This window comes from Acinetobacter sp. Root1280 (assembly GCF_001425285.1).
Taxonomy (GTDB): Bacteria; Pseudomonadota; Gammaproteobacteria; order Pseudomonadales; family Moraxellaceae; genus Acinetobacter; species Acinetobacter guillouiae.
This window is the reverse complement of record NZ_LMED01000017.1, coordinates 1-12,514: the sequence shown is the minus strand read 5'-3', so window position 1 is coordinate 12,514 and position 12,514 is coordinate 1. Positions and strand designations below refer to the sequence as shown.

General features: G+C 38.5%; 9 protein-coding genes. 3 read left to right on the top strand and 6 right to left on the bottom strand.

Going from position 1 to position 12,514, the window contains the following annotated elements; all coding sequences use genetic code 11:
- Window positions 1-3,609, bottom strand: a 3,609-nt coding sequence (locus ASC84_RS13975; protein ID WP_264753253.1) for an ESPR-type extended signal peptide-containing protein, incomplete at its 3' end; no start/stop codon positions are given.
- Window positions 3,610-4,349: 740 nt separating this feature from the next.
- On the opposite strand from ASC84_RS13975, the gene fmt reads away from it, so the two are divergent.
- Both fmt and rsmB read left to right on the top strand, forming a co-directional pair.
- Window positions 4,350-5,309: a methionyl-tRNA formyltransferase gene (fmt, locus tag ASC84_RS13970; RefSeq protein ID WP_056515755.1), complete on the top strand. Its 960-nt coding sequence runs from the start codon at window positions 4,350-4,352 to the stop codon at window positions 5,307-5,309.
- Window positions 5,306-6,613 carry a 16S rRNA (cytosine(967)-C(5))-methyltransferase RsmB gene (gene rsmB / locus ASC84_RS13965; protein ID WP_056515743.1) on the top strand — a complete coding sequence of 436 codons (1,308 nt, stop codon included), beginning with the start codon at window positions 5,306-5,308 and terminating at the stop codon, window positions 6,611-6,613. The genes fmt and rsmB overlap by 4 nt, the downstream gene beginning before the upstream one ends.
- Window positions 6,614-6,664: 51 nt before the next feature.
- On the opposite strand, the gene ASC84_RS22390 is transcribed toward rsmB, so the two are convergent.
- The 4 genes from ASC84_RS22390 to ASC84_RS13950 form a co-directional block, all read right to left on the bottom strand.
- Window positions 6,665-6,808: a methionine/alanine import family NSS transporter small subunit gene (locus ASC84_RS22390; protein ID WP_004718897.1), complete on the bottom strand. Its 144-nt coding sequence runs from the start codon at window positions 6,806-6,808 to the stop codon at window positions 6,665-6,667.
- A gap of 10 nt (window positions 6,809-6,818) precedes the next feature.
- Complete coding sequence (locus ASC84_RS13960) at window positions 6,819-8,297, bottom strand: sodium-dependent transporter (RefSeq protein WP_056515740.1); 1,479 nt, start codon at window positions 8,295-8,297, stop codon at window positions 6,819-6,821.
- 309 nt (window positions 8,298-8,606) lie between these two features.
- Window positions 8,607-9,194 (bottom strand): DUF1287 domain-containing protein, encoded by a 588-nt coding sequence (locus tag ASC84_RS13955; RefSeq protein ID WP_056515737.1) that lies wholly within the window; start codon window positions 9,192-9,194, stop codon window positions 8,607-8,609.
- Between the two features lie 61 nt (window positions 9,195-9,255).
- Window positions 9,256-10,704 carry an aldehyde dehydrogenase family protein gene (locus ASC84_RS13950; RefSeq protein WP_056515734.1) on the bottom strand — a complete coding sequence of 483 codons (1,449 nt, stop codon included), beginning with the start codon at window positions 10,702-10,704 and terminating at the stop codon, window positions 9,256-9,258.
- Between the two features lie 137 nt (window positions 10,705-10,841).
- On the opposite strand from ASC84_RS13950, the gene ASC84_RS13945 reads away from it, so the two are divergent.
- The gene (locus tag ASC84_RS13945) at window positions 10,842-11,588 is read left to right on the top strand and encodes a TIGR04219 family outer membrane beta-barrel protein (RefSeq protein WP_004718904.1); all 747 of its coding nucleotides are present in this window, start codon (window positions 10,842-10,844) and stop codon (window positions 11,586-11,588) included.
- 266 nt (window positions 11,589-11,854) lie between these two features.
- Here ASC84_RS13945 and ASC84_RS13940 read toward each other — a convergent pair whose 3' ends face one another.
- On the bottom strand, window positions 11,855-12,187 hold the full coding sequence (locus tag ASC84_RS13940) for a hypothetical protein (RefSeq protein ID WP_056515731.1): 333 nt from the start codon (window positions 12,185-12,187) through the stop codon (window positions 11,855-11,857).
- Between the last annotated feature and the right edge of the window lie 327 nt (window positions 12,188-12,514).

Here is a 12,514-nt window from a genome sequence, read left to right as displayed (position 1 = left end):
GTCATATTTTGATCCACCGCCCAAGTTCGTTGCAGTGCTATTACCTAAAGTATCGGTCTTACTGCTTGATGCTGTAGTCGCTGCATCTAACTGACCTTTGTTGACCGCTTGATCATCTGTAGTTGCATCAGCAACATTACTGATATTCTTGTTTGCTGCATTAATACCGCTGCTCGTAACACTTGGACCACCTGTAATCGTCAACCCACTGTTATCTAACTTGCTATTGCCTGTAATGACACTGCCAGCTGCGCCTAAGTCTAAGTTTGGATTTAACTTAACTTGTACGCCATCAGTAGTCGCAACTGTACTAATGTTCGTATCACCAGTGATGGAAACTGTATCACCTAATTTTTTAGTTGTGCTCGTCGCTGCGGTATCACCTTTAAAGGTTAAGCCAGTATTATCAACCGCTGTCTTCGCATCTACACCTTTTTGAATATCTGTTTTAGTGCTTGTTGCAAGGTCAACTTTATAGTCAGTAACATTGTTTGCATCTTTAGTTCCTGCTGTCACTGTGACAGCTGATGAACCTGCTGATGCTGTTGTACCATTAGCATTAACCGTATAAATATCTTGACCATTTGCACCTGTAGTTTTTGCAACCCCTGCTATATTGCTTCCACCTGCAACTTCAGTTTTTGATGCCGCAGATTTAGAGTCAACATAGGTTTTATTGGTCGCATCTGTACCTGCTGTTGGTGCATTGTTGACTGTTACTTTATTTGCTGTAACTTGTGTTGCTGTAATCCCTGCATTATTAATAACAGTTGCACCTGTAGTGACACTACCAGCTGCGCCTAAGTCCAATGCATTCGATAACGCAACTTCCACTTTACCTGCATTTACTTTAGTCGTGATATTGCTGTTTGAACCGACTATATCAACTGCTTCACCTAACTTCTTGTTAACAGTCGTACCGTCTTGTGCTTTTAAACCAAAGCCCAAGTTTGTCAATGTTGCACCAGCATCATCTACATATTTTTTATTGGCTGCATCTGTATTGTTTGTTGGCGCAGCAACATTGGTAATGGTCTTATTACCTGCATTAATACCAGTACTCGTAACGCTTGGACCACCTGTAATCGTCAATCCACTGTTATCTAACTTAGAATTGCCTGTAGTGACACTGCCAGCTGCGCCTAAATCTAAGTTTGAATTTAACTTAACCTGTACGCCATCGGTAGTTGCAACTGTACTAATATTCGTGTCACCAGAGATAGAAACCGTATCACCTAATTTCTTCGTAGTGCTTGTCGCTGCGGTATCACCTTTAAAGGTTAAACCTGTATTATCAACTGCTGCTTTCGCTGCAACACCTTTAGCAATATCTGTTTTAGTCGCTGCTGCAAGATCTACTTTATAGTCAGTAACATTGTTCGCATCTTTAGTTCCCGCAGTTACTGTGACAGCTGATGAGCCTGCTGATGCGGTGCTACCATTGGCATTAACCGTATAAACATCTTGACCATTTGCACCTGTAGTTTTTGCGACCCCTGCGATATTGCTTCCACCTGCAACTTCAGTTTTTGATGCTGCAGCTTTAGAGTCAACATAGGTTTTATTGGTCGCATCCGTACCTGCTATTGGTGCAGCAACATTTGTAATCGCTAACCCGCCTGCATTAATACCTGTTGTTTTATTGATAACAACGCCACCAACTGCAACCTGATCTGCTGTAACACCTGCATTGTTAATAGTGGTATTACCCGTTTTAACACTACCAGCTGCGCCTAAATCTAAGTTTGGATTTAACTTAACTTGTACACCATTCGCTGTCGCGACTGTACTAATGTTCGTATCACCAGTGATGGAAACCGTATCACCTAATTTCTTCGTAGTGCTTGTCGCTGCGGTATCACCTTTAAAGGTTAAGCCAGTATTATCAACAGCTGTCTTCGCATCTACACCTTTTTGAATATCTGTTTTGGTGCTTGTTGCAAGGTCAACTTTATAGTCAGTAACATTGTTTGCATCTTTAGTTCCCGCAGTCACTGTGACAGCTGATGAGCCTGCTGATGCGGTAGTACCATTGGCATTAACCGTATAAATATCTTGACCATTTGCACCTGTAGTTTTTGTAACCCCTGCTATATTGCTTCCACCTGTAACTTCAGTTTTTGATGCTGCAGCTTTAGAGTCAACATAAGTCTTATTTGTCGCATCTGTACCTGCTGTTGGTGCAGCAACATTGGTAATCGCTAACCCGCCGGCATTAATACCTGTTGTTTTATTGATAACAACGCCACCAACTGCAACCTGATCTGCTGTAACACCTGCATTGTTAAGAACAGTATTGCCTGTTGTAACTGATGTGAATGTAGGATTGTCAGAAATCGAAACTTTAATTTGGTTTGCTGTAACCGCTGTAGAAATATTTTTACTATCCCCAATCACTGCAACAGATGAACCTAATTTCTGGCTCGTTGTTCCAGTTGTTCCTGTAAATGTAATTGGTTTAACCACTTCAGCATTTAATGCACTCACTGCAGCACCAACATTATTAACTGTTGTTGTTGATGCATCTGTTTTTGTGATTGTATAACTTGGAGCAGTAATACCGCCTGCCGCTGTACCCGCTGTAGCCCCACCACCTAAAGCCGTCGCTGTATCTGTTGCTACCTTGGCCAACTCAGTATTGGTATTAAATAATTGGCTACCGTTAATTGCATCGGTACTAGACGCTGTAACCTGACCCGCTGCGACATTTTGTATTTGTCTTTTTATTGTACTTGAACCAACGCTCACAACACCTGTGCTCGCTGTACCCGTTGCAGTGTAAGATTTACCATTAATCGTTTGAGCGGTGCTGTTTACGGATGCTGATGTTGTCGTACTTGCTCCCAGTGCTGTACTACCAGCAATAGATGCATTTGCCCCATCACCTATAGCAACAGCGCCACTCGCAGTTGCATTCGTTCTTGCACCTAAAGCAACTGCACCTGTTCCTGCCGTTGAGACTGCAGACTGTGCACCTATTGCAACAGCATCAGTTCCAGCAGACTGCGCACCTTTAACCGCATTACCACCAATAGCAACAGCGCCACTAGCAGAAGCAGTAACTGCATTAGCAACTGATAAAACATTTCCATTAGCAGTACCTGTAGCCGTTCCACCTAATGCTACAGCATTTTGTCCTGTTGACTGGCTGCCTTCACCAAGTGCCGTACTACCTACTCCAGTTGCTCGACTCTCTACACCAACAGCCGTACCAAAAGCATTGGCTTGGCTATTATGCCCCACAGCCGTTCCCGCATTACCCGTAACTTCTGCAAAGCTTCCATATGCAGTTACAGCCGAAAGACCATTACCTTTAGCATTACAACCAGCAACAGTAGAGTATGTACCAGAACCATCCGTTGCCTGGCCACCAGTCGTCCCAGGATTTATAGTACCGACAATCCCATTAGAGCCAATTATACAATTATTTGAATCTGTATTTATAACATTCGCGGTTACATCGGATGAAAAAGTGATCATCAAACTAACTGTTGCTGCCCCAATAATTCCAGTTACTTTTGAAGACTTGGTTTTCCCTTTTGCCAATTCAGAAACTGCAACCCATGCCGACAAAGTCGCATTCCAAATCACTTTGTAGATCTTATTCATATTACTTTTCCTTTAGGAGGTGCATTACAGCCGCTGATTTCGCATCAATAATGCATATAAAATGTACAATTTTTTTTATTTAACAATTTACATACATTTAAATCAATAGAAAAATTGAGATATATTTCACTTATTTTGTTTTTTTAAACACATGGTCTAAACTTTTAAATAAAAAGCAAAATAATCACACATTTTATAAATTTTATACCTATAAATCAGCAATTTATATATCAATCAAAAAACATTAAGATTTATTAAATACATATTGTTCTTAAATTGAGCATGTGACAAAATTTGTCACATTTATCAAAATAATGTGAGACTTAGTTTACATTTGACAAATTGTTAAATTCCGATTAACTGCCTATGCTTATTCAGTTAACAATTTTTTACTGCGAAATTTGTCACAATAACTCCAGTTTCAATTTCTAAACCATCTGTTTATTTAGATTAAGTTAAAAATAAGATCTATTTCTATCAATTTAAAGTGAAAAATTTTATTTTAAAAAGTGATATTTATTTTAAAAATGGATATTGGTTAATTTAGACTTACGCGAATTTTAAGGGTATTGTAAAAGACATCTGCTGACTGTTTTCAAAGCAGATAGATGATCTGAACAAAATATACAATTGATCGTATTTTATTTTTTACATAGAAAAACCCGTATTTTCATTTGAAAACGCCACCGCATAATCAGGTTTGCTATAATTCAATTTAAAATTTAATCTGAGCATAACCTTTGAAGATCATTTTTGCAGGTACACCCGAATTTGCAGCTTCTGCTTTAGCAGCACTCATTGAAACTGATCACGAAATCGTCGCTGTGTATACTCAACCCGACCGCAAATCAGGTCGTGGACAAAAAATGACAGCTTCAGCCGTGAAACAACTTGCGCTCGCAAACAACTTACCCGTCTATCAACCACTTCATTTCAAAGCATCGACAGACGAAGGCTTAGCGGCTCAACAAGAATTAGCAGCTTTGGGCGCAGATGTAATGGTGGTTGCGGCTTATGGTTTAATTTTGCCTCAAGCCGTATTAGATACACCGCGCTATGGTTGTTTAAATATTCATGGTTCTTTGCTACCACGTTGGCGTGGTGCCGCTCCGATTCAGCGTGCCATTGCAACAGGTGACACTGAAACCGGAGTAACAATCATGAAAATGGCGGCTGGACTAGATACAGGTGATATGATCTTTAAAACAGTGTGCCCAATCACAGTAGAAGAAACCTCAGCGACTTTATATGACAAACTTGCGATTCAAGGCGCTGAAGCAATTTGCGTGGTCTTAGAATCAGAACAAAAATTACAACAATATTTAGATGCACGTGAAGTGCAAGATGAACAATTTACGGTATATGCACATAAACTCACAAAAGCTGAAGCACAAATTGATTGGACTAAATCAGCAGTTGAACTTGATCGCAATATTCGGGCATTCAATCCTTGGCCAGTCGCATTTACACCAATAGATGAAACCAATAATTTACGTGTATGGAATTCTCAAATTTCAGACCTTACAGCCAATGGCGAAGCACCCGGAACCATTATCGAAATGAACAAACAAGGTGTACATGTGCTGTGTGGAGATGGTGTGATTTGTCTGACTAGCCTACAATGGCCAGGTGGTAAAGCCATTAACCCTGTACAAATTATACAAAGCCATAAACTTTCAGTAGGAAATATATTCGCATGAGCCAAATTCAATCATCTGCAAAAAATTTGAATTTGCGCGCACAAGTGGTCAAAACACTTTTAGCTGTTCAAAATGGACAGTCTTTGGCTTCCGTTTTAAACCAACATATCAATATTGTTTCTGAACGTGATCGTGGTTTATACCATGAGCTTACTTTGGGCTGTTTACGTCAGTGGTATTCTTTAAAAGCAATTACCTTACCCTTGCTCACAAAACCGTTAGACAATGAAGCACTAGAAAGTTGCTTATATTTGGGTTTATACCAGATTTTATGCACCCGTATTCCTGCACATGCGGCGATTTCAGAAACTGTCAATGCAGCGAAACAATTAGGTTTTGAACCGATGAGTGGTTTGGTCAATGCCATCCTTCGTCGTGTTTCACGTGAAACAACTGAGTTTCAAACGGCTTTGAATAATACCCATGGTTTACCAAGCTGGCTGTTCAAACGACTTAAAAAAGATTGGGCTGATCGACTCCCTGAAATCTGTCAAAACTTAAAACAAGTCGCTCCACTAACACTTCGTGTCAATGAACGTCAAATTAGTCGTGATGAATATCTTGATATTTTAGATGAAGAACAGATTGATGCTCGTCCTTGTACACTTTCAGATGTTGGTATTGTTCTGGAACAAACGGGTAATATTACTCATTTACCAGGCTTTGAAGAAGGCGGGTTTTCTGTTCAAGATGAACATGCTCAATTGTGTGCAACACTGTTACCCAACTTAGATGACAAAGTCATTATCGATGCTTGTGCAGCACCGGGTGGTAAAGCAGCTCATATCTTAGAGCGCTTCAATCCTAAAAAATTAATTGCGCTTGATCATGATGCTAAACGATTATTGCGTGTTTCAGAAAACTTGGAACGCCTTGAATTAAATGTTGATGCAACAGTTGAAATCATCACAGCAGATGCTACAACATGGGTGCCTAAAGAGTTGGTCGATTGCATCGTATTGGATGCACCTTGTTCTGCTATTGGTGTTATGCGTCGTCATCCTGATATCCGCTTATTGCGTCAATCTACAGATATTCAACAAGTGGTCGATCTGCAAACGCAAATTTTAAAGCATATGTGGCAGCAGCTTAAAGTTGGTGGAACATTACTTTATATTACCTGCTCAATTCTGAAAGTTGAAAATGAACAGCAGATGGTCGAGTTTTTTGCTGAGCATGCAGATGCTGAAGAAATCAAGATTGACGCAAACTGGGGAATAGAACAAATTCATGGTCGTCAATTGTTGCCTGAAGCGCATCATGGTGATGGTTTCTATTATTGCCGAATTCATAAAACGGCTTAAAAAATGCATTAAAAAAGCAGGCTAATTCGCCTGCTTTTTTTTGACTCAAGTTTAAAGCGTATGGTGATCTTTGACTTCTTCCAGAACTTCATCCAGTTCTTCAGGATTTTTCATCAAATGTAGGATCGATAAAATCAACCCACCCCATAAAAATACCATTGAAATAATCATCATCACGATTGCAGAAGTATTCATTTTGACGCTCCTATCGATCTTTCATTTTGCTAAGGACTAAAGCAATAACAGCACAGAAAATCACACTGCCCCAACCAAAGAACATCAACATACTTGAACTATAGGTATCGTATCCATTTTTAATCAAGCTAAAAACTGTCATAGTTAAAGTGACCAGCAAAATTAAAGATGTGATTACAGTTAAAGTGAAATCCCAACCTTTACCAAGTTGCACGGTTGAAATACGATTCACATGATCTCGTAACTCCATCAATGCCGAACGTTTAAACCATGCTATCGAAATAATTGACAATAATGCACCACCAATAATCCCAATGTTATTGATAAAGTGATCGACGATATCCACCAGTTTAATCGAGTTCACGCTAGAGAATAAGAAAATTGAAACCAGTGCACTACCACCGCCAATGATGCTTACGGCTTTTTTACGTCCCCATTTTAACTTATCTTGCATCGCTGCAATCGGCACTTCAAGGATACTCACCATTGAAGAAATCCCTGCAACAAATAAAGAAGAGAAGAACAGTAAACCGAATAAATCCGCACCAGTCCCTAAACTTGAAATGATTTTAGGGAAAGCAATAAATGCCAAGCCGATACCACCACTGACCACTTGATCTACAGGCTTGCCTGCTGAAAATGCCATAAAGCCCAGTGCCGCGAAGATACCAATACCCGCAAGGATTTCAGTAGACGCATTGGCAAAACCAACAATGAGGCCAGAGCCTGTTAAATTGGTTTTTGGTTTAAGATACGAGGCATAAGTCACCATGATCCCAAAGCCAACAGAGAGTGAAAAGAACGTATGACCAAATGCTGCAAGCCATACTTTATAATCCCACATTGCTGCCCAGTTCGGTGTAAAGAAAGCATTTAAACCTTGGACCGCTCCTGGTAAACGCAAAGCTTGAATAACAAGAATAGTAAACAGAATAAACAGTAGAGGCATGAAAATTTTATTGGATAATTCAACCCCTTTTTTCACACCACCAAATAAGATGATCAGTGTTAATGCCCAAATTCCCACAATTGGCCAAAATAAATGACCAACAAACTGAAAATCAAAACTTGTTGATTTTGAAGTTTGTAAATAGGTATTGAAGAAGAAGTTTTCAGGATCACTTCCCCACAATTGACCTACAGAAAAATAAACATAACTGCCAGCCCATGTCAGTACGCTGGCATAATACAAACCAATAATGATACAGACACAGACTTGCCACCAACCTAAAGTTTCGCCCCCTTTAAATAAAGCACGATAGGCTTTAGGAGGTGAAGTATTACTTTTATGCCCTGTCGCATAGTCTAAAAATAACAGTGGCAAACCTGCAGTGATAAGTGCAATTAAATATGGAATTAAAAAAGCGCCACCACCGTTTTCATAAGCAATGTAAGGGAAGCGCCAAATATTACCTAAACCGACAGCCGATCCAACAGCTGCGATAATAAAACCTGATCGTGATGTCCAGTTTTCACGAGATTCTGTCATAAAACACCTAATTCTGTAGATGTCCTCAAATGCTGCTTTTTTTCATTGTGATCTGCGAGCAAAAGAAGTACCAATTTTAAATTTTGTTGTTTGAATAAAACAGCACCTTTTGGGTCCTTTGTTATTATTCCAAACCAGTAACTTTGCAAACTTCTCGGTTAAAGTGCATCAACAAAATTACTGTTTAATGTTGTAACAATACTCGTTTTGCAGCGCTTTTTCTGTAATTTGTGTCCATTTTCCCATGTTTTTTTTACTTTTCATCACACATGGTTAATTTTTAGCTATTTTGCTTGGAATTGCCTATTTCTAATTGACCCTCTTGGGTAGTCGATAATGCCCAATGATTTTATATTCATGCAAAATATCATTTTCACGTGTTCCAGAACCAATGTTATGAATAACCAAAGGTGTTTTTGATAACATTGTGGTTTTATTTGAAATGATACCAATGTGGGTTAAACCTTTACCTAAATCCCATGCCACGATATCACCTGCTTGATACTTTTGATCATTCACTTGATAACCTTGACGCTGAAAATAGGTCATGATATTTGGAACCCGTCGATGATCAATATTTCGATCGGTTGCTTTTAAACCCCATTTTTGTGGATATTTTTTAAAATTGGCTTTCATATCTTCATGAATACGTTGTTGCAGATCTATACCTTGATTGCGTAAGGCGCGAATAACCACGTCTGTGCATACGCCTTTGATCAATGGAACATCACCCATTGGATAGGACAATTGAGTATAAGCAGGATCATAATAAAGAGTTTTCCAGATCTGAGAACGTGCATCATTTACCAATTTTTCAGATTGAAATGCCCAAATTTGCACACTCTGTAAGCAAAGCAAAACCATTAAAAATAATGAATTGAAAAATTTTATTATCATTTTTTAACTCTATATATAAAATTCAAAGAAATAAGGAGCCGTAGCCCCTTAGAATATTAACTTATTGTTTGATCACAAGTAAGCGCTCTTCCTGCATATCACCAATTGCAGACTGAATTCCCTCACGACCTAAACCCGAATCTTTCACACCACCATATGGCATATTATCAACTCTGAAGGTGGGTATATCATTGATAATTACCCCGCCCACATGTAGATGATCCCATGCATAAAGCATCTTATTGAGATTTTGAGTATATACACCAGCTTGTAAACCAAAGCGACCTTGGTTAATCAGTTCGATACCTTTCTCAAATGTTTTATATTTTTCTAAAATTGCCACAGGGCCAAATGCTTCATTTTGATAAATTTCAAGAGATTCATCGACATTTTCAAGCAAAGTTGGCTCGAATAAAACCCCTTTTAAAGTGCCACCAATTAAGATTTTCGCACCCTTTTTCTCCGCTTTATCTACCCATTTTTTTAAACGAATCGCTTCTGCCTCCTTGATCATTGGGCCCACTATCGTGGTTTCTACATGTGGATCTGCAGCAGATACTTTTTTCAATTTTGCTAAGATTTTTTTTCTAAATTCTATATAAATATCAGCATGGACTAAAATTCGTTGCACACTAATACACACCTGCCCCGCATGCCCATATGCACCACCAATCACTCGATCAATCAATGCATCACTTATTTCTGTATCAGGTTCAATTAAAACAGCTGCATTACCCCCCAATTCGAGGGTTACTTTTTTACGACCAGCACGTGCTTTCATATCCCAACCTACTTGATCAGAACCGGTAAAACTGAGCAGCTTAAAGCGATCATCCGTCACTAGCACATCAGCATGCTCTCGTGGACAAGGCAAAATTGAAAATGCGCCTTTTGGTAAATCTGTTTCAGCCAAAATTTCTGCGATTTTTAATGCGGAAATTGGCGTCAAACTTGCCGGCTTTAATACAAATGGACAGCCCGCTGCTATTGCTGGTGCAATTTTATGTGCTGTTAAATTCAAAGGAAAATTAAACGGACTGATCAGAGACACTGCGCCAATCGGCACATGTTGTACCATCCCCCGATATGCAGAAGCCGCAGCGGTAACAGCCAAAGGCATTAAATGACCATCATTGATTGTGGAGACCGCATCTGCCGCTAACTGGAAAGTATTTATCAGCCTTTCAACCTCAGCTGCTGCTGCAAGTTTAGGCTTTCCACCTTCGATAATTAAAATTTGGGTTAATTCTTCACGAAGCTCTTTAAAGCGCTGAACACAATGTAACAGTATTTTTTGCTTCTGAAATGGTTTTAAAGCAGCCATTTCTTTCTCTGCTTTCACAGCTGCGCTGATGGCTTTTTCTAAAATTTTTGCATCCGCTAAAGCCACTTTTGCATAAATTTTCCCCGAAAATTTATCATGAACTTCAAGCCATTGCCCTGATTTAATCGCTTTATTGGCGACATAAAGTGGGAATTCAATCACTGCTTGATCAATAGAATCACTCATCCTACACCCTCGATTTAATCTTTTTAATAATGCAAAATTTGATAAACCCCTATATCATGCCTTCAGTTGGTACAGTATTGAAATGTATTTAAGTAACAAAAATATAGGATGAAAAATCATTTCATCAAGAAGGACATATGAAATCTATTCAATTACCCTTATTTATCGCAACCCTAGGTCTAAGTTCATTTGCTCAAGCTGATTTTATTGGTTTAAAAGGTGATATTAGTTATTGGAGTATTGGTGGAGATTCTCAAATCAACCACAAAACATCCAGTCTATCCAACAAAACGGGGACAGATAATTTATTATTAGATCCTTATACTGGACTAAACGCAAAACATGATTTAGATACCAAAGGCACGATTCAAGCCTCTGTTGCTTTTGAGCACCCGATTCCAATCATTCCCAATGTAAAATTAAAATATACCAAGTTAGATACTGAAACTGAGTCTAATAATGAGTTTGCTAAAACTAAAATTGATTTAGACCATACAGATCTTATTCTTTACTATGAAATCTTAGACAACATTGTAAAAGCTGATGTCGGTGTCGGGGCAACTAAACTCAACGGTACTGTAAAGCAATTTTCACAAAATGTTGATGTTGATGAATATGCACCGATCCTTTATGCAGAGGCTGGCGCAAAACTACCATTTACAGGTTTAAGTGCAAAAGCTGAGGCGACTTATACCAATGTCAATGATGTAAAAATCACGGATGCTCAGGCTGAAATTCAATATGATTTTGTTAAATCTATTGTTTTAGATCTTGGTGCCAAAGTGGGTTACCGTGTTTTAAATATCGAACTCAGTGATTTAGATAACCGTGATATGAAGTTTAATTTTAAAGGGCCTTATATTGGTTTAAATGCCCATTTTTAATAGAGAATACCCGTTTATGATCATGTAAGCTTTTTCTTACATGGTCTGCCGATTTATGCGTATAGGCAGAACAGCTAAATTTTAATATTATAAACACATCAGGAAACAGGAAGTTTCCATTAAAAACAAGAATAAGATAGGACAATAACGCAGGATAGCGAAAGGTACGACAGGAGTTATACCTCAGAACCAATACAAAAAACCTCAGGCATGGATGTCTGAGGTTTTTTTATTTTGAATAGACTAAAACAATTAAAGTAAAAGACTTACCACTTCATAAAAGCCATTCCTTCAATAGTATCAATTTGAATCAGTTCAGTTTGTTTTTGAACCAGTTTAACCGCTTCATGCAAACTTATTGTTTTTGTATAAGAGCCTTTTTGATCAGGAACAGGAATATCTGCATCTAATGAATAATCATCATTGACGATAAACTGTAAAGTACGATCATTTTTATCAACGACCCCTAAAAAGTTTTCTGGCCTGATTAAGACAGATTGCATTATTTCTATGATTTCATCAATAGATGCATACTGATTTTGAGTGGGTAAAACCTCTTCACCATCATAATCTGTAAAGAAAAATTGGAAAATCAACATATTATTAACTGTTTTTATCGTAATACTTTAATTTTTAGCATAAAGAAACGACTGGTTCAATAGCTCAACTCTTTCTATATCTTCACTTCAATGATGATCATGATGAGAAATACAGAAAATAAGTTCAGTTTCATCAATGCATAAGCTTAATCATTGACCAATTAGCTTAATATAACTAGATCTCTTTCATTAAGCCCATCAACACCGCGCATAAAAAAACACCCCAATCTCGCTAAAGATCGGGGTGTTTTAGATTTAAAAGCTGGCGATGACTTACTCTCACATGGGTAACCCCACACTACCATCAGCGCTAAGAGGTTTCACTTC

Bases quoted from the DNA above. Each gene is read 5' to 3' on its own strand.
- rsmB (WP_056515743.1), top strand. From the start codon at position 5,306: ATGAGCCAAATTCAATCATCTGCAAAAAATTTGAATTTGCGCGCACAA.
- ASC84_RS22390 (WP_004718897.1), bottom strand. From the start codon at position 6,808: ATGAATACTTCTGCAATCGTGATGATGATTATTTCAATGGTATTTTTA.
- ASC84_RS13960 (WP_056515740.1), bottom strand. From the start codon at position 8,297: ATGACAGAATCTCGTGAAAACTGGACATCACGATCAGGTTTTATTATC.
- ASC84_RS13955 (WP_056515737.1), bottom strand. From the start codon at position 9,194: ATGATAATAAAATTTTTCAATTCATTATTTTTAATGGTTTTGCTTTGC.
- ASC84_RS13950 (WP_056515734.1), bottom strand. From the start codon at position 10,704: ATGAGTGATTCTATTGATCAAGCAGTGATTGAATTCCCACTTTATGTC.
- ASC84_RS13945 (WP_004718904.1), top strand. From the start codon at position 10,842: ATGAAATCTATTCAATTACCCTTATTTATCGCAACCCTAGGTCTAAGT.
- ASC84_RS13940 (WP_056515731.1), bottom strand. From the start codon at position 12,187: ATGTTGATTTTCCAATTTTTCTTTACAGATTATGATGGTGAAGAGGTT.